Here is a 16,527-nt window from a genome sequence, read left to right as displayed (position 1 = left end):
AAAACCGGCAATGGCGCGAGGCCATTGCCGGTTCGTTGGAGCGGTGCCTGATTGGAGGCTTAGAGCGGACGGCCGATGCCGTTGCAGGCAGTGGTGTTACCCACAGCCAGGGAGCTGCTCACCAGGAAGAAGCTGTTGCGAACAGCGGTCTTCCAGTCGTCGGTCAGCGGGATCAGCTTGTTGGCGATGATCTCGTCATCGTTGTTGGAGGCGTCGGAAAGGGTGTAGTGGCGGTTGATGAAGTTACGGATGGCAGTCTGGTCGGCGCTGTCCTTGTAGCACTGGCTGAACACCAGGTTGGTGTAGCCGACGATCTTGTAGCCGCTGGCGGGGTTGGCCAGTACCGGTACCCATTTGGAGGGGTCGGCACGGTCAGCAGCGGTGGAAGGCGGAGCGATGGTGCTCAGGGCGGTGGTGACGTTGCCGATGGTGGGCAGCAGGCCATTGACCTTGGCCACTACGGCGTTGTTGGTGGCATCGACGTCTTCCGGGCCGACGTAGCCGATGGCGCCTTCGGTGGAAGCGACGGTGCTGGCCAGGTTGGCACTGCCGGTGGCAGCGATCCAGGAAGCCGGCTCGGCACCGACGTTAGCGGTGGTGAAGGTGCTGTTGGTGGTGAACTTGGCCGAGCACTGGCTGTTCAGGTGACGGGTGAAGATCTCGGTGGTGCCGCTGCTGCCGGCACGGTAGACGACCGTGATGGCGGTAGCCGGGTAGCTGGCGTTGACCTGGTTCCAGGTAGTGATGGTGCCCGAGAAGATGTCGCACAGCTGAGCGCTGGTCAGGTCCAGGTTGTTCAGCGCGGCGCCACCGGCCAGGGTCAGTTTGTAGGGGATGGTCACCGAGGTGGCGGCCGAGGGAACCTGGACCAGCGGGCCCCAGTTGGCGGCGCTGCTGGTGGGAACGGCCGGGGACTGGTGAGCGGCCTGGTAGGTGGAGATCTCGCTGGCGGACAGGATGGAATCGCTGCCGGCGTAGTCGACGGTGATGCCGGAAGCCAGGCCCAGCTTGGTGGAGTCGTTGGTCAGCACGGCGGATTTGCCGGCGCCGCTGCCCACGCCGATGTAGGCGTTGAAGCCCGACGACAGGACGGTAGCGGTGTTGTACAGGTTCTGCGGCAGGGTGGCGCCGCCACCGACTACGGCAGCCATGGCCTGGGCGGAGCACAGGCCGGCGACGGCCATGGAAACAGCGAGAACATTGCGCTTGAACATGAAGAATCTCCTTTCATCGTGTCTGGACGTTGAGTGGTTCGCTCTTGCATCACGCTGCGGCCTGGCCCCGAGCAACATTCCCCTGCTCGTCGGTGGGCTGGCCACGAGATAGACGTTCTCAATTTCCGGTGACAGAGAAAGGAAAAAACCTCGGGAGCTTGTGCGGATTTTTTCCAGTATTTCTCGGGAGTTAGCGAAACTTTCCTGACATGTCGGCCAGTCCCTTCAGCCATTTTCCATGGGGTGCGGATCGCCCTCTCCCGCCATTGCTGAGCCGGGCCCTCGTTGCATGACGGAAGGATGAACCCGAGTGGCGCGAAGACGGGGCTCTGGAGTGAGCGGCAAGCCTTGAAGTGGGAGCGAATTCATTCGCGAATGGGCTCGGCAGAGGAACATGTGCCGTAGGGTGTGCCGTGCGCACCGCCGCTCGGTGCTTCCGGAAAATCCCAGGTGCGCGCAGCACACCTTGCGTCCGGGGCACTTGTGAAACGGTTCTCCCAGGGGAGACGAACGCCCTACTGCACCAGCTGGTTGATCTCGATGATGGGCAGCAGCACGGCCATGACGATGGTCAGCACCACGCCACCCATGATGACGATCATCAGCGGCTCCAGCAGCGCGGTCATGCCCATGGCGCGGCGCTCGATGTCGCGGGACAGGGTCTGCGCGGCGCGGTCGAGCATGGGTGGCAGGGAGCCGGTCTTCTCGCCGCTGGCGATGAGGTGGATGAGGATGGGCGGGAACACGCCGCCGGCCTTGAGTGCGCTAGCCAGGCTGATGCCCTCGCGCACGGCGAGGGTGGCGTCGGCCACGCAGGCGGCCAGGCGGTCGTTGGCCAGGGTTTCGCGGGCGGCGTCGAGGGCTCGCAGCAGCGGCACGCCGGCGCTGCCGAGGATCGCCAGGGTGGAGGCGAAGCGCGCGGTGTTGACCCCCAGCACGAAGCGCCCCAGCAGCGGCAGGCGCAGCACCCTGGCGTGCCAGGCCAGGCGCGCGGCGGCGTCGCGCAGGTACATCCGCCAACCCCAGAAGGCCCCGGCGATGCCGGCGAAGCAGACCACGCCCCAGGCACGGACGAAGTCGCTGGCCTGGAGCATCACCCGGGTCAGCGCGGGCAGGTCCTGGCGTGCCTGGGAGAAAGCGCTGACCACCTGGGGCACGACGAAGCCGAGGAGGAAGACGACGATGCCGATGGACACCAGCCCCACCACCGCCGGGTAAATGAAGGCGGTGAGGATCTTGCCGCGCAGGTTGTTGCGCTCCTCGATGTAGTCGGCCAGGCGCTCCATCACCTGGGCCAGGTTGCCGGACTCCTCACCGGCGGCGATCAGCGCGCGGTAGATGTCGGGGAAGTCGCGCGGGCGCGCCGCCAGGGCCTCGGCCAGGCGCATGCCGCTGCGCACGTCGGTGCGCACCGCGCCCAGGGTTTCGGCGATATGGCGGCGCTCGGCCTGGTCGACGGTGGCCGACAGCGCCGACTCCAGCGGCAGCCCCGCCGCCAGCAGGCTGGCCAGCTGGCGCGTGGCCCAGGCCAGGTCGCCATCGGACAGCCGCGGCGCGAACAGGCCGCCGCCGGTGCTGCCGGCTGCGGCGTCCTCGGTCAGTTCCAGGGGCGTCAACCCACGGGTGCGCAGCAGGCCCATGGCGCCGCGCGGGCTGTCGGCCTCCAGGGTGCCGCTCTCGATGCGCCCGCTGGCGTCGGCGGCCTCGAAACGGTAGCGGTTCATCAGGCGTCCCTCGTGACGCGGAGGATTTCCTCGGGCGTGGTGAAGCCGCCCTGCACCCAACGCTCGCCGTCCTCGCGCATGCTGGCCATGCCGGCGGCGCGGGCGGCTTCGCGCAGGCTTTGCTCAGCCTCGCCCTGGTGGATCAGGCGGCGGATGTCGTCGTCGATCACGAAGAGTTCATGGATGCCGGTACGGCCGCTGTAGCCGGTGTTGTTGCAGACAGCGCAGCCCACCGCGCGCCACTGCCCGGGAAAGGCCGGGTCGGGCTCGCGGCACTGGTTGCACAGGCGGCGCACCAGGCGCTGGGCGAGCACGCCGAGCATGCTGGAGGCCAGCAGGAAAGGCTCCACGCCCATGTCGGTGAGGCGGGTGACGGCCGAGACCGCGTCGTTGGTGTGCAGCGTGGCCAGCACCAGATGCCCGGTGAGCGAGGCTTGCACGGCGATCTGCGCCGTCTCCAGGTCGCGGATCTCACCGATCATGATGATGTCCGGGTCCTGGCGCAGGATGGCGCGCAGGGCCAGGGCGAAGCTCATGTCGATGCGCGCGTTGACCTGGATCTGGCTGATACCGGGCAGGTCGTACTCCACCGGGTCTTCCACCGTGAGGATGTTGCTGGTGGCGGCGTCCAGCCGTGCCAGGGCGGCGTAGAGGGTGGTGGTCTTGCCGCTGCCGGTGGGCCCGGTGACGAGCACGATGCCGTGGGGCTGGCGGATCAGCCGGTCGAGCTGTTCCAGCAGCGTCGGCGCCATGCCCAGGGTTTCCAGGCGCAGGCGCCCGGCCTGCTTGTCCAGCAGGCGCATCACCACCCGCTCGCCGTGGCCGGTGGGCACGGTGGAGACGCGCACGTCGATGGGCCGGCCGGCCACGCGCAGGGCGATGCGGCCATCCTGGGGCAGGCGTTTTTCGGCGATGTCCAACTGCGCCATGATCTTGATCCGCGACACCAGCGCCGCGTGCAACGCCTTGCGCGGGGCGACCACGTCACGCAACGCGCCGTCCACCCGGTAGCGCACCACCGAGTGGGTCTCGAAGGGCTCGATATGGATGTCGCTGGCCTCGTCCCGTGCGGCCTGGGTCAGCAGGGCGTTGATCATGCGGATCACCGGTGCGCCGTCCTCGGTGTCCAGCAGGTCGGTGACCTCGGGCATGTCCTGCAGCAGGCGGTCCAGGTCCACCTCGCTCTCGGCGGCGCCGACCACTGCGGCAGCGCTGCCGGTGTCGGCGTAGGCGCTGGCCAGCAGGGTTTCCAGCTCGGCGTCGGTGACCCGCTGGATGGGCGTGGCGCCGTGGCGACGACGCACTTCGCCGATGGCCCAGCCGGGGGTGCTCGGGCTCACCAGCAGCCGTGCGCCCTCCCCCTCGCCCTGCAGCAACAGGCGCTGGGCGCGGGCCCAGGCGTAGGGCAGCGCGCTCATGGCTGCTCGCCCGGGCGCAGCGGCACGGCGCGCATGGGCCGGGGCTGCGGGGCCGGCAACGGCGCGGCCGGGTTCAGCGGCATGGCCTGCTCGGCCGGCGGCAGTTGCGGCGCCTGCATGTCGGTGAGGGGCCACTTGTGCTCCGGCTGCATGGCGCCCTGGGCACGGCGGATGAAGTCGTAGCGGTTCATCGTGATGCTGCGCCCGACGCTGTCGTCGCGGATGATGTAGGGCCGCAGGAACACCATCAGGTTGGTCTTGGTCCGCGAGCGGCGGTCGCCGCGGAACAGCGCGCCGATGCCGGGCAGGCTGCCGAGCCCAGGCACCGCCTCGCTGCTCTGGATGAAGCTGTCCTGCAGCAGGCCGCCGAGCACCATGATCTGCCCGTCGTCGAGGAGGATGCTGGTGTCGATGGCGCGCTTGTTGGTCACGGTGCCGGCGTCGTTGTCGGCGCGCTCGTCGACGCTGCTGACCTCCTGGTAGATGTCCAGCTTCACCGTGCCGCCTTCGGATATCTGCGGGCGCACGTTGAGGCGCAGGCCCACTTCCTCGCGCTCGATGGTCTGGAAGGGGTTGTTGCTGGTACCGCCGCCGTTGGTGACGTAGTTGCCACTGACGAAGGGAATGGTCTGGCCAACGAAGATGCTCGCCGCCTCGTTGTCCAGGGTCAGCAGGTTGGGCGTGGACAGCACGTTGGTGCCGCCCTTGCTCTTCAGCGCGCGGGCCAGGACCTTGAGGTCGAGCACGCGGCCGATGCCGGGGATGTCCACACCGCCGGAGACCTTGCCGATGCTGAGGCCGCCCGGCAGTGCGTCGATGCTGTTCTTGGCGCCGGTGTTGATGCCCGCGCCGCCGAGGTTGGCGCCGCCGATCCAGCCGTTGCCGGCCAGGTTGCCGGCCTGCCACTGGATGCCGAACTCGCTGGTGTCGTCTTCGCTGACTTCGACGATCAGGCTCTCGATCACCACCTGGGCGCGGCGCTGGTCGAGCAGGTCGATGACCTCGCGCAGGTTGCGGTACAGCGGGTCGGGCGCGGAGATCAGCAGGGTGTTGGTGGTGGTGTCGGCCTGCACGGTGACGCCGTTGGCCGAGAAGGCCACCGCGCCCTCCTGGCCGCCCTGCCCCTTGGCCGCCGACAGCAGGCCGCCGCCCGACTGCCCGTAGCCGCCGGAGCTGCCGCTCTGCCCGTTGCTGCTGGTGGAGGTGCCGGCGCTGGAACCGCTGCTGCCGGTGCCACTCTGCGTGCTGCCCCCCAGGTTGCCGCCATTGAGTTGGGCGCGGCTGCCGTCACCCTGCCCGGCGCTCTCGCCCTCGCCGGTGAGCAGGCCGCGCAGGGCCTGGGCCAGCTTGTTGGCCTGGGCGTTGCGCAGGTAGACCACATGCAGGTTGCTGGGGTTGCCCTGGGCGCTGTCGAGCTTGGCGATCAGCTGGCGGGCCAGCTCGCTGCGCTCGGGGCTGCCGGTGCGCAGGATGATGCTGTTGGAGCGTGGGTCGCCGATCACCGCGACCTTCTGCGCAACGTCGTTGCCCGGGCTCTCCATCAGTTCGGAGACCATGGCGGCGATGTCGGTGGCGATGCCGTTCTGCACCGGCACCACATCGGTGTCGATGGAGCCGGGCACATCGATGTTGGCGATGATCGCGGCGACCCGCTCGAGGTTCTCCGCATAGTCGGTGACCACCACGGTGTTGTTGCCCGGGTAGGCGTTGATCGGGTTGTTCGGCGAGACGATGGGGCGCAGCACCGGGATCAGGTTCACCGCGTTCTCGTACTGCAGGCGGTAGGTGCGGGTGACCATGCCGTTGCCGCCGGGGCGGTCGGCGTCGCTCACCGGGCCGCCGAGCAGCTTGGCGTCCGCCTCGGGCACCACCTGGCTGACGCCGCCCACTTCCACCACCGAGAAGCCCTGCATGCGCAGCGCCGCCAGGAGCATGTCGTAGGCGGTATGGGCCGGCACCTCGCCCTCGGACACCAGGGTCAGCTGGCCCTTGACCCGGGGATCGGCGAGGAACTGCCGGCCGGTGGCGCGGGACAGCGCCCGCAGCACCGCAGGGATGTCCGCCTCGACGAAATTCAGCTGCACCGGCTGGTCGCCCAGCCCCGCAGCGCGGGCCTGGCGTGGCGGCGTGCCCGTGCGGCGTGCCGCTTGTTGCGCACGCTGGGCCTGGGCCGCCCGTTGCTGGCGCTCCGCCTGGGCCTGGATGCGTTCGCGCTCCGCCAGGGCATCGCCCTGCCCCACCCGGGCCATGGGCCGGCCCAGTTCGCTTTCGGCGGGGATCGGCAGCGGCGGCGTGCCACCGGACTGGCTGCAGGCGGCGAGCACCGCCGCGAGAGAAATCGCCACCCCATGCCGCAGCGGTCGCCGCAGCCCTTGTCCATCGAACCGCTTCATGAGGATTCCTTAGCGCCTGGCGCCTGTTCCATGCCGACGACGCCGGAAAGCCGCGCGTCCGTCTGTTCGCTCTGTGTCCCGCCGTCGCGCCGCAGCTGCACCTGGCGCAGCTCCAGCGGCAGGCCCGGGGTCACGCCCAGCAGCCAATCCATCACCCCTTGCGCGGGGGCGCCTTGCAGTTCCAGTCGCCAGTGCGGGCCTTCCGCGCGCAACTGGTAGTGGCCGGCCAGGCCGTTGTCATCCAGCCCCTGGCGCAGCAGCGCTTCTAGGGATGCACCGGGTGCCAGGGCTGCGGGCCCCTGCACCTCGGCCAACACCGCTTCGAGGGTTTGCGCCTGGGCACGCAGGCGCGGCAGCTCGGCCTGCCAATGCTCGATGCGCGCCAGGGAGGGTTCGATCAGGGCGAACCACAGCAGCATCGGCGGCAGCACCAGGCCGGCCAGGCGCAGGATGCGCCGGTCACGCGGGCCCAGCCGCTGCCAGCGCTGGCGGGCCTGGGCCGTCTGTTCGCGCCAGGTGCCCCACAGTTTCAGCAGGCGTTCATTCATCACGACCGGCCTCGTTTTTCAGCGCATCCGGCGGCAGGCGTTTCAGGCTCCAGCCATCGGCGCCGATGCCGGCTTGCAGCCCGGCCTGGGCCAGGGCCGCCTGCCAGGCGGGGTCCGCCGGAGGCTTGCGCGCACCCGCGCGGGGCGTCAGGCGCAAGGTCTCGCCGTCGTAATCGATGGACTCGATGGCGCCCAGGGCGAAGGGCATGGCGCCAACGGCCTGCTGCACCATGGCGGCGAAGCGGCCGGGGCCATCCTGGGTGCCACCCGCCAGGCGCGCGTCGCGCTGCTGGCGAGCTTGCTGCAAGGGGTTGAGCACCACCGGCAACTGCGGGAAGACCTGCTTCACCCGCTGCGACATCTGTTGCTTGAGCGCCAGGCCTTGGCTGGCCATCTGCGAGGCATGGAGGTTGAGGCCGAGGGTCCACACGGCAGCAGCCAGGGCGCAGCAGGCCACGGCCCGCCCCCAGCGCCGCGGCCCCTGGGTCGGGCCCGCAAGCCCTTGCAGCAGGTTGCAGGCGGGCACCGCACCGGTCCACCGGCGGCTGGCGGCCACGGCCTCGCCGGGCAGGCCTTCGGGCACCTCGCCGGGCCAGTCCGGCGCCACGCCGCTCTCCAGCAGGCGCGGCAGGCAATCTTCAGGCAGGGGATGCACCCAGCCGCCCTGTGCACCGTCGCGCACCAGCAACTGGCCGTCGCGCAGCTGCGCACAGGCCATGCCCTTGTCCGCCGCCAGGAAGAACGGTGCGCCATAGAGGCCGCGGGGCTCCAGCGCGCATTGCCGCAGGCCGTGCAGCAGGCGTTGCAGGCGCTCGCGTTCCAGCCAGGCGAGCTGCACCCGGCCATCGGCCTGACGCGGGCCGTGCACCAGTTGCAGCCCCTCGCAACCGCCGAGCACCAGGCCATCTGCTGCGCAACGCACGGCATCCCCCAGGCGCGCAGCGGGCAACGGCGGCAGTTCGAGGCTGGCCAGCAGGCTGTCGTCGGGGTGCAGCACCAGTTCCACGGCCTTGCCCCGGGCCTGGCGACCCAGCTCGGCGAGGCTGGCAATGCCTTGGTTATCCAGTTGGCCCTGGCGGTTCAGCCAGGCGTACTCCACCTCGGCCTCGGGGCGCAGCCCGTCCAGGGCTGGCAGGGCGATCCGCAGCAGCGCGCTCATGCGCCCACCCGCGACCAGACGATGCGCGGCTGGCTTTCCTCGGCACGGAACAACAGCGCCTCCACCGGGCTGCGACGCTCACCGGCACGGGCCAGGCCGCGCACCAGGAACCATTCGCTGGTAATGCCGATGCGCACCAGTTCGGTGGTCATATCCGGCATGCGCAGACGGTTGAGCACGTCGCCACTGTTGATGAACCACTGGCCGCGGTCGCGCTCGGCGATCAGGGCACGGGCGCGCTCCAGGCCGAGGCCGGGCACCCGCGCGGCGATCACCTCGGCGCTGGCGGTGTTGCCGTTGACCCAGGTGGGCATGGGCAACAGCGTGACGAAGGGCGCCAGGCGCTGCAGGGCATCGGCCGGCACGCCAGGCAGGTCGGCCAGGTCTTCGAGGCGACGCAGCATCGGGCGCTTGGCTTCGAAGGCGCGGTTCTGCGCTTCCGGTGAGGTTAGCCGGCCGCTGTCGAAGCCGCTGTTGTTGGCCGGTTCGCTGCGGGGCGGATAGATACGGTAGGCATAGGCGTCGATCACCCGGCGGGCGATGCGTGCGGCGGCCTCCTGGGGCACCCCCAGCAGCGCGCAGAGGCGCTCGAAGGTGGCCATTTCCAGGGGGTCGAGCTGCTCGTCACGCACCAGGTTGCGCAGGTTGAAGCGGCCCTGCTCGTCGAGGATCGCGCCCTCGAAGGCGGTCCCCTCGCCCAGGCTGAGGTTGCGCAAGGGCTGCGCCCAGGCCTGGTCGAGCCGGGTGGCGGGTTCGCGCAGGCGCTCCTCCCAGAGCCGCTGGCGACTCCACTCCAGGGCGCCGCGCGCGGCCCAGGCGCCTTGCAGGCGCTGGTTCTCGCTTTCCACGGCGCGGGTGATGCGCGTCTGACGGGCGATCATGCCGGCGGCGATCACCGCCACTACGGCAGCGATCAGCAGGGCGCTGATCACCGCCATGCCGCGTTGGCTGGCCAGGGGATGCATGGCGCGGCCTACAACTGCCAGGAGCCGATATCGGCATTCACGCCCTCGCCCTCGGGCTGGCCGTCGGCGCCCAGGGAGAAGATGTCCACCTCGCCATTGGCGCCGGGGTTGAGGTAGTTGTACGGGCGGCCCCAGGGGTCGTTGGGCAGGCGTTCCAGGTAGGAACGCCAGTTGCTGGACGTGGCGTTCGCCGGGCGCTCCACCAGCACCTTCAAGCCCTCGTTCTGGCTGGGGTAGCGGCCCTGGTCGAGGCGATAGAGCTTGAGCGCCTGCATCAGCCCGCCGATGTCCTGGCGCGCGGCGGTGGCGCGGGCCTGGTCGGGGCGGTCAAGCACCTTGGGCACCACCATGGCGGCGAGAATGCCGAGGATCACCACCACCACCATGATTTCGATAAGGGTGAAGCCTTGCTGGCCATTCCGGCCGCGAACCGGGGAGCTGAACCGCGCGATATCCATCTCGACACTCCTTGGGTTTGCATCGGGCCGCGTCTCCGGGAGCCGGGCCTGTCCTTTCGCCCCGGATTGTTCCAAGCGCATATGTCACTGGTATTGAAAATCCTCGGGAGGATTTCCCCGGCACTGCGCCACGATGCCCATGCCATGGGGCCTGCGACGCGCTGCCACGGAGAACGGCGGCCTCGTTCTCCGGTGTTTCCGTCGCCGTTTCGTCAGACGCGGCCGCTAGGCTGGAGCCTTCTTCCCTGCCCTGTGACCCCCGCCATGCGCAAGGCCCACGCGATGCACCGACAAGCGTCCGGTTTCACCCTGATCGAAGTGCTGGTGGCGCTGGCCATCGTCGCCGTGGCCATGTCGGCGGCGGTGCGTGCCGCTGGGCAGATGACCCAGGCCGATGGCCTGCTGCGCGACCGCTCCATCGCCCTGCTGGCGGCTCAGGGGCGTATGGCGGAGCTGCGTCTGGAGGGGCTGCCGGGCAACGGCCGCAAGGTGCTGGAGTGTGATCAGGGGCGCTTGCGCTTGAGCTGCGAGCAACGCGTCACCCCCGTGGGCGACCTGCTGCAACTGAGCATCCGCGTGCATGACCGCGAGAGCGGCGGCCCGCCCCTGGCGCGCCTGGAAACCCTGGTGGCGCGCGACCGCCTGCAGGTGACGCCGTGAACTCAGCGCAGGGATGGCAGCGGTGGCGCCTCGGGCAGGCGCGCGATGGACAGGCGCTGGGTTTCACCGCCCCGGGCGATGATCACCGCGTCGCCTTCGATGGCGTCCAGGCGCACGCTTTCGCCCAGGCTTTCGCCGGTGAGGAAGGCGCGCGGCGGTGCATCGTCGATGGCGAGGATGGCCACGGCGCCGCGCTCCCCGGCGAACAGCCCGGTGAGGCGCACGTCCAGCTGGCTGGCGCGGCTGGCGAACCATTGCGCCGCATCGTGGGCAGCGGCCGGCACCGGTTGCGGGGCTTCGCTGCGCGCCTGGGCCTGCTGAAGCGTGGGGTCACCCAGCAACAGCCCCCAGGTGACCAGGCCCGCCAGGGTCGCCGCCAGCGCGGCGCCCTGGACCCATGCGGCGGGGTTGAAGCGGCTGATAAGGCGCATCCGGCGGTCCTCCAAAAATTCCTGGCCCCGACGCTAGCAGCCGATCTTCACGGTTTTATTTCACCTCCTCCCGAGGTTGCCGGGCGGACGCAACGGGGCTTCACCCTGATCGAGCTGATGGTGGTGCTGGTGATCGTCGGCATCGCCACGGCGGCGGTGACCTTGAGCATCCGCCCCGACCCGGCGCGCCTGCTGCGGGAAGACGCCAAGCGCCTAGCCCTGCTGCTGCAGACCGCCCAGGACGAGGCCCGCGCCGACGGCCGCGCCATCGCCTGGCAGGCGGACGAGCGCGGCTACCGCTTCCTGCGCCTGGGCGACGGCGGCGCCGATGAGCGGGCGTTCGCCGGCGACCCGCAACTGCGCCCGCGTACCTGGCAGGTGCACCCGCTGGATGTGCGATTGAGCAGCGGCCGCTGGCTGCTGATCGACGCCGAGTGGATAGGCGAGCCGGCGCGCATCGAGCTGTCCGATGGGCGCAACAGCGTCAGGGTCGTGCGTGAGCCGTCCGGCCGCATCGAGGTGCAGTGATGACGAGCCAGCGTGGTTTCACCCTGATCGAGGTGATGGTGGCGATCCTGCTGATGGCGCTGGTATCGCTGGTGGCCTGGCGCGGGCTGGAAAGCGTGAGCCGCAGCGACGCCCACCTGCAGGAGGCGGCCGAACGCAACGACGAGCTGCTGCGCGCCCTCAACCAGCTGCAGCGCGACCTGGCCCAGCGCGCCACCACCGAACTGCTGGAACCCCTGCGCCCGGACGCCGACGCGGATGCAAAACCGATCCGCTCCGGGCCGCCGGCCCTGGTATTGCGCGGCGGAGGCAATGGCCCGCCGCGCCTGGAACTGGTGCGCGTCGCCCCGTCCCGCCCCGGCCGCCTGCTGCGGGTGCGTTGGTGGGTGGAAGGCGACACCCTCTACCGCGCCGCCTCCGCCCCCGGCACGCGCTACCCGCTGCCGGCCCCCGGCAAGGGCGTGGCGGTGATGAGCGGTGTGAGCGAATTCGACCTGCGCACCTGGCGCCCCGGCAAGGGCTGGGCAACCCTCACCGGCACCCCGGTGGAAAACCCCCGTGGCCTCGAACTCACCCTCACCCGCCAGACACCACAAGGCCCCGAGCATTACCGCCAGGTGATGGGGCCGTTCGAGTGAACCCTGGGGCACACCCCGTGGGAGCGAGCTCTGCTCGCGAGGCTCTTGCCAAGGTCTGTGGGAATTCATTCGCGATGGAATGCCCGGCTACACGCAGCGTTGTGCCGGCGGCGGATCTTTCGCGGCTGAAGCCGCTCCCACAACGTGGAGCCGTCCTGGCACGGATATAGGTTGGGTTGAGGTACGAAGCCCAACGCAGCAGAACCGAACCCCGCTCCGTTGGGCCTCGCTGCGCTCGGCGCCAACCTACGGCGCAGCGCCACCTTGTAGGTCGGGTGCAACCCGACGTCCCAGCACGACACCACGCGGGTTTCACCCGCCCTACGGCGATGCGGTGCATCGCTGGGCGACTGAAGTCGCCCCTACAAATTGGAGCCGTCCTGGCACGGGTGTAGGTTGGGCTGAGGTACGAAGCCCAACGCAGCAGAGCCGAATGCCGCTCCGTTGGGCCTCGCTACGCTCGGCGCCAACCTACGGCACCGTGCTTATCCCGAACGACGGTGTTAACCGGTGTGTAGGGTGGATGCCGCTTCACCCATCCACCATCGCGGCCCCGTGCAACACAATTGGTGGAGGTAAAAAGCGACCTCCACCCGCAGTCTGTAGCCCGGGTCACCTTTACTGCGGTTTGAGGATCAGCGCGCCGAGCGGTGGGAGGTCGAGCACCAGGGAGTGGGGTTGGCCGTGGCTGGTGTCGTCCTCGGTGTGCGCTTCGGCGAGGGTGCCGGCGTTGCTGCCGGCATAGGCGTCGGCGTCGCTGTTGAGCAGCACCTGCCAGGTGCCGGGCAGCGGTACGCCGATGCGGTAGCCGGGGCGCGGCACCGGGGTGAAGTTGTGCACCACCAATAGCGGCGCGCCGTCCTGGCCCTTGCGCAGCCAGGCGTAGACACTGTTGGCCTTGTCGTCGCCGATCAGCCATTGGAAGCCTTCGGCGACGCCGTCCAGCTGGTGCAACGCGGGCTCGGCGCGGTACAGGGCGTTGAGGTCACGCAGCAGGCTCTGCACACCCAGGTGCTCGCCGTAGCGCAGCAGGTACCAGTCCAGCTCGCTGTCGTGGCTCCATTCGCGCCATTGGCCGAACTCGCAGCCCATGAACAGCAGCTTCTTGCCCGGGTGGCTCCACATGAAGCTGAGGTACAGGCGCAGGTTGGCGAATTTCTGCCAGCGGTCGCCGGGCATCTTGTCCAGCAGCGAGCGCTTGCCGTGCACCACCTCGTCGTGGGAGATGGGCAGGATGAAGTGCTCGGAGAAGGCGTAGAGCAGGCCGAAGGTCAGCTGGTGGTGGTGATGGCTGCGGTTGACCGGGTCTTCGCTGGCGTACTTCAGGCTGTCGTGCATCCAGCCCATGTTCCATTTGTAGGCGAAGCCCAGGCCGCCTTCGCGGGTGGGCCGGCTGACCCCGGGCCAGGCGGTGGATTCCTCGGCTATCACCAGGGCACCGGGCGCCTCGGTGGCGACCACGTCGTTGAGGTGGCGGAGGAAGTCGATGGCCTCCAGGTTCTCGCGACCGCCGTGGCGGTTGGGAATCCACTCGCCGTCCTTGCGCGAGTAGTCGCGGTAGAGCATCGAGGCCACCGCATCCACGCGCAGGCCATCGATGTGATAGGCGCGCAGCCAATGCAGCGCCGAAGCCAGCATGAAGCCGTGCACCTCGGTGCGGCCAAGGTTGTAGATGTAGGTGTCCCAGTCCTGGTGGAAGCCCTCGAAGGGGTGCTCGTACTCGTACAGCGCCGTGCCGTCGAAGCGGCCCAGGCCGTGGGCGTCGGTGGGGAAATGCGCCGGCACCCAGTCGAGGATGACGCCGATGCCGGCGCGGTGGCAGGCGTCGATGAAGGCGGCGAAGTCGCGCGGGCTGCCGTAGCGCGACGTCGGCGCGAACTGCGACAGCGGCTGGTAGCCCCAGGAGCCGCCGAAGGGGTGCTCCATGATCGGCAGCAACTCGATATGGCTGAAGCCCAGCTCCTGCACATAGGGGATCAACTGCTCGGCCAGTTCGTGCCAGCTGAGCACGCGGCCGTCGTTGCCGCCCTCCTTGCGCCAGGAACCGACATGCACCTCGTAGATCGACAGCGGCCGGTCATGGGCCTGGCCGCGCTGGCGGCCGTCCATCCAGCCCTGGTCCTGCCAGTGGAACTCCAGCGGCGCGGACACCACCGAGCCGGTGGCCGGCGGCAGTTCGGTGGCCAGGGCCACCGGATCGGCCTTCAGCGGCAGCACGCCGTGCTGGCCGAGCAGCTCGTACTTGTACACCTCGCCCGCCTGCAGGCGCGGCACGAACAGTTCCCAGACCCCGGCCGGGTGGCGCAGGCGCATGGGATGACGGCGGCCATCCCAGCCATTGAACGCCCCGACCACTGAAACCCGCCGGGCATTGGGTGCCCAGAGGGCGAAACGCACGCCGGGCACGCCGTCGTGCTCGGTGAGCTGGGCACCGAAGACCTTGCCCAGTTCGCGGTGGTTGCCCTCGGCGAACAGGTAGAGGTCGGTCTCGCCCAGCAACGGGCCGAAGCTGTAGGGGTCTTCGGTTTCCTGGAAGCCCTCGCCCCAATGGATGCGCAGGCGATAGCGGTGCAGGCGCTCGGGCCGGGCGATGAACAGCCCGGGGGTGGCGGATTCCACCAGGCGGCCCATGGACTGGCTGCTGTCGCCGTCCAGCAGTTCGACGCCCAGGGCACCGGGCAGGTAGGCGCGGATCACCGGCCCCTGGTCATCCTGGTGCGGGCCGAGGAAGGCGAAGGGGTCGCCGTGCTCGGCCCGTACCAGCGCCTCGATCTGGGCGCGGTCGGCGCCCTGCCCCATGGCTACATCGTTCATTGCGTGCTCCCCAGGAGATGACGGCCCAACTCCACCAGCCCCAGCATCGGCACATCCAGCCAATCGGGGCGGTAGCGGGCTTCGTAAAGGATTTCGTAGGCGGCCTTCTCGATGCTGAACAGCGCCAGGGCGGCGACTTCGCCGTCACGCTCGTGCCAGGCATGGGGCAGGTTCGCGGCGGCCAGCCGGTAGGCTTCGTGGAAGGCGGTGCGCGCTTGGCTGCGGTAGGTGCTGGCGATGCGCTGGCGGGCGCTGGCGGCCTCGCTGGAGGCATCGGCGCCCTGGGCGTTGCGCAGGGCCATGGCGGCGGCGTAGTCGAAGGAGCGCAGCATGCCGGCCACGTCCTTCAGCGGGCTGTGGCGGGCGCGGCGTTCTTCCAGGCTGCGGGTGGGCTCGCCCTCGAAATCGATGATGAAGGCGTCGCCCCGGGCCACCAGCACCTGCCCCAGGTGCAGGTCGCCGTGGACGCGGATGCGGATGCCACCGGCGCTGTGCCGGGCCAGCTTGCCGACCACCTCGAGCAGCCCGCCCTGGTGGCTGCCCAGCCAGTCGGCCAGCGCCCGGGCGGACTCGGAAAGGCCTTCGCGGGACTCGGCCACCCGCTCCAACGCCTCGTGCAACTGCAGGCCGACGCTGTGGGCCCAGCCGTTGGTTTCCGCGATATCGCTGCTCCGGTAGCCGAAGTCGGGGTTGTCGCTGGGGCGGGCCAGCACCTCGTGCATCTCGCCGAGGCGGCGGCCGAGCATGCGGGCGAAGGCTTCCAGTTCCCCCAGTGCGCTGTGCGGGCTCTCCTGCCCGGATGCGCCGCCGGCCAGTTCGTCGCGCACGGCGCGCTCCAGGGTGTTCAGGGTCCACTGCCAGGCATCGCCCTGGTTGCTGAGGAAGGCCTGCAGCACCATCAGCGTATGCGGCGTGCCGGCCTCGTCGACGCGGCGCACCTCGCCCAGCAAGGGCGGGATGTTGGCGAAGCCGTGTTCGGTGAGGTAGCCGCCCATCTCGGTTTCCGGGTGGATGCCTGGCAGCACACGGCGTACCAGCTTGAGCACCATGCTGTCGCCGATCACCGCCGAACTGTTGGATTGCTCGGCAGACACCAGGCTGACGTCGCCGTCCAGGTCACCGATGAAGTCCACCAGGCGCGAGGTGGGCACGAACTGCAGCTCGCTGCCCTGCCAGCGCAGCACCTGGCCACGGCTCAGCTGGCGCACAACCTGGCGCACGAAGCCCGGCAGGGTGAAGGCGTCGGTGAGCAGGCCCACCTGGCGGCCCCGGTGCAGGCGCGCCAGGGCCAGGTGTTCGGGCGCGGCGCTGCCGGCCTGGTGCTCGGTGACGAAGGCCAGGGGCAGCTGGTAATGCTCGCGGCGCTCGCCGTCGCGGCTCTCCACCTCGGCCAGTACGCAGAGTTCGTCCGCCTCGCCGAAGGGCACGGCATAGAGCAGGTGCACCTCGCCCGCCGCGTCGCCGGAGAACCAGCGGCGCCTGGGCAGGTAGGCCGCCAGGGAGTCCCCCACCAGGGAGCCGCCCTGGAGTAGCTCTTGCAGGTCCTGCTCGATGACCAGTGTGTGCAGCTCGGGCCGCTGTTGGTTCGCCATGGCGTT

14 protein-coding genes are annotated in these 16,527 nt (G+C 69.7%); 3 read left to right on the top strand and 11 right to left on the bottom strand.

Annotation, left to right across the window (positions count from 1 at the left end; all coding sequences use genetic code 11):
• Window positions 1-59: 59 nt before the first annotated feature.
• The 8 genes from PI990_RS15450 to gspG all read right to left on the bottom strand — a co-directional run bounded on the left by PI990_RS15450 (window position 60) and on the right by gspG (window position 9,879).
• The gene (locus PI990_RS15450) at window positions 60-1,214 is read right to left on the bottom strand and encodes a substrate-binding domain-containing protein (RefSeq protein ID WP_271661192.1); all 1,155 of its coding nucleotides are present in this window, start codon (window positions 1,212-1,214) and stop codon (window positions 60-62) included.
• Between the two features lie 515 nt (window positions 1,215-1,729).
• Window positions 1,730-2,938, bottom strand: a complete 1,209-nt coding sequence (gspF, locus tag PI990_RS15445) for a type II secretion system inner membrane protein GspF (protein WP_271661191.1) — start codon at window positions 2,936-2,938, stop codon at window positions 1,730-1,732.
• Entirely contained in the window at window positions 2,938-4,356 is a 1,419-nt protein-coding gene (gene gspE, locus PI990_RS15440) for a type II secretion system ATPase GspE (RefSeq protein WP_271661190.1), read from the bottom strand. Before gspE ends, gspF begins: the two co-directional genes overlap by 1 nt.
• Window positions 4,353-6,749, bottom strand: coding sequence for a type II secretion system secretin GspD (gene gspD / locus PI990_RS15435; protein ID WP_271661189.1), 2,397 nt, complete (start codon window positions 6,747-6,749; stop codon window positions 4,353-4,355). Before gspD ends, gspE begins: the two co-directional genes overlap by 4 nt.
• Window positions 6,746-7,297 (bottom strand): type II secretion system protein GspM, encoded by a 552-nt coding sequence (gene gspM / locus PI990_RS15430; RefSeq protein ID WP_271661188.1) that lies wholly within the window; start codon window positions 7,295-7,297, stop codon window positions 6,746-6,748. Before gspM ends, gspD begins: the two co-directional genes overlap by 4 nt.
• Window positions 7,290-8,456: a type II secretion system protein GspL gene (gene gspL / locus PI990_RS15425; RefSeq protein ID WP_271661187.1), complete on the bottom strand. Its 1,167-nt coding sequence runs from the start codon at window positions 8,454-8,456 to the stop codon at window positions 7,290-7,292. Before gspL ends, gspM begins: the two co-directional genes overlap by 8 nt.
• The gene (gene gspK, locus PI990_RS15420) at window positions 8,453-9,421 is read right to left on the bottom strand and encodes a type II secretion system minor pseudopilin GspK (RefSeq protein ID WP_271661186.1); all 969 of its coding nucleotides are present in this window, start codon (window positions 9,419-9,421) and stop codon (window positions 8,453-8,455) included. The genes gspL and gspK overlap by 4 nt, the downstream gene beginning before the upstream one ends.
• An 8-nt stretch (window positions 9,422-9,429) precedes the next feature.
• Entirely contained in the window at window positions 9,430-9,879 is a 450-nt protein-coding gene (gspG, locus tag PI990_RS15415; protein ID WP_021217637.1) for a type II secretion system major pseudopilin GspG, read from the bottom strand.
• A gap of 282 nt (window positions 9,880-10,161) precedes the next feature.
• Here gspG and gspI point away from each other — a divergent pair, with 282 nt between their 5' ends.
• The gene (gene gspI, locus PI990_RS15410) at window positions 10,162-10,539 is read left to right on the top strand and encodes a type II secretion system minor pseudopilin GspI (RefSeq protein ID WP_271661185.1); all 378 of its coding nucleotides are present in this window, start codon (window positions 10,162-10,164) and stop codon (window positions 10,537-10,539) included.
• A 2-nt stretch (window positions 10,540-10,541) separates the two neighbouring features.
• Here gspI and PI990_RS15405 read toward each other — a convergent pair whose 3' ends face one another.
• Complete coding sequence (locus PI990_RS15405; protein WP_271661184.1) at window positions 10,542-10,970, bottom strand: type II secretion system protein N; 429 nt, start codon at window positions 10,968-10,970, stop codon at window positions 10,542-10,544.
• A gap of 117 nt (window positions 10,971-11,087) precedes the next feature.
• Here PI990_RS15405 and PI990_RS15400 point away from each other — a divergent pair, with 117 nt between their 5' ends.
• Together PI990_RS15400 and PI990_RS15395 are read left to right on the top strand one after the other, a co-directional pair.
• Window positions 11,088-11,498 carry a GspH/FimT family pseudopilin gene (locus PI990_RS15400; protein ID WP_271661183.1) on the top strand — a complete coding sequence of 137 codons (411 nt, stop codon included), beginning with the start codon at window positions 11,088-11,090 and terminating at the stop codon, window positions 11,496-11,498.
• A complete protein-coding gene (locus PI990_RS15395) occupies window positions 11,498-12,115 on the top strand; it encodes a PulJ/GspJ family protein (RefSeq protein ID WP_271661182.1) in 618 nt (205 codons plus the stop codon). Before PI990_RS15400 ends, PI990_RS15395 begins: the two co-directional genes overlap by 1 nt.
• A gap of 618 nt (window positions 12,116-12,733) precedes the next feature.
• Here the strand turns inward: PI990_RS15395 and glgB are convergent.
• Window positions 12,734-14,929: a 1,4-alpha-glucan branching protein GlgB gene (gene glgB / locus PI990_RS15390; protein ID WP_271661181.1), complete on the bottom strand. Its 2,196-nt coding sequence runs from the start codon at window positions 14,927-14,929 to the stop codon at window positions 12,734-12,736.
• Window positions 14,926-16,521, bottom strand: coding sequence for a putative maltokinase (locus PI990_RS15385; RefSeq protein WP_271661180.1), 1,596 nt, complete (start codon window positions 16,519-16,521; stop codon window positions 14,926-14,928). Before PI990_RS15385 ends, glgB begins: the two co-directional genes overlap by 4 nt.
• Between the last annotated feature and the right edge of the window lie 6 nt (window positions 16,522-16,527).

This window comes from Pseudomonas sp. TUM22785, assembly GCF_028198105.1.
Lineage (GTDB): Bacteria > Pseudomonadota > Gammaproteobacteria > Pseudomonadales > Pseudomonadaceae > Metapseudomonas > Metapseudomonas solani.
This window is presented reverse-complemented; position numbering and strand designations above follow the sequence as displayed.

Bases quoted from the DNA above. Each gene is read 5' to 3' on its own strand.
- PI990_RS15450 (WP_271661192.1), bottom strand. From the start codon at position 1,214: ATGTTCAAGCGCAATGTTCTCGCTGTTTCCATGGCCGTCGCCGGCCTG.
- gspF (WP_271661191.1), bottom strand. From the start codon at position 2,938: ATGAACCGCTACCGTTTCGAGGCCGCCGACGCCAGCGGGCGCATCGAG.
- gspE (WP_271661190.1), bottom strand. From the start codon at position 4,356: ATGAGCGCGCTGCCCTACGCCTGGGCCCGCGCCCAGCGCCTGTTGCTG.
- gspD (WP_271661189.1), bottom strand. From the start codon at position 6,749: ATGAAGCGGTTCGATGGACAAGGGCTGCGGCGACCGCTGCGGCATGGG.
- gspM (WP_271661188.1), bottom strand. From the start codon at position 7,297: ATGAATGAACGCCTGCTGAAACTGTGGGGCACCTGGCGCGAACAGACG.
- gspL (WP_271661187.1), bottom strand. From the start codon at position 8,456: ATGAGCGCGCTGCTGCGGATCGCCCTGCCAGCCCTGGACGGGCTGCGC.
- gspK (WP_271661186.1), bottom strand. From the start codon at position 9,421: ATGCATCCCCTGGCCAGCCAACGCGGCATGGCGGTGATCAGCGCCCTG.
- gspG (WP_021217637.1), bottom strand. From the start codon at position 9,879: ATGGATATCGCGCGGTTCAGCTCCCCGGTTCGCGGCCGGAATGGCCAG.
- gspI (WP_271661185.1), top strand. From the start codon at position 10,162: ATGCACCGACAAGCGTCCGGTTTCACCCTGATCGAAGTGCTGGTGGCG.
- PI990_RS15405 (WP_271661184.1), bottom strand. From the start codon at position 10,970: ATGCGCCTTATCAGCCGCTTCAACCCCGCCGCATGGGTCCAGGGCGCC.
- PI990_RS15400 (WP_271661183.1), top strand. From the start codon at position 11,088: ATGGTGGTGCTGGTGATCGTCGGCATCGCCACGGCGGCGGTGACCTTG.
- PI990_RS15395 (WP_271661182.1), top strand. From the start codon at position 11,498: ATGACGAGCCAGCGTGGTTTCACCCTGATCGAGGTGATGGTGGCGATC.
- glgB (WP_271661181.1), bottom strand. From the start codon at position 14,929: ATGAACGATGTAGCCATGGGGCAGGGCGCCGACCGCGCCCAGATCGAG.
- PI990_RS15385 (WP_271661180.1), bottom strand. From the start codon at position 16,521: ATGGCGAACCAACAGCGGCCCGAGCTGCACACACTGGTCATCGAGCAG.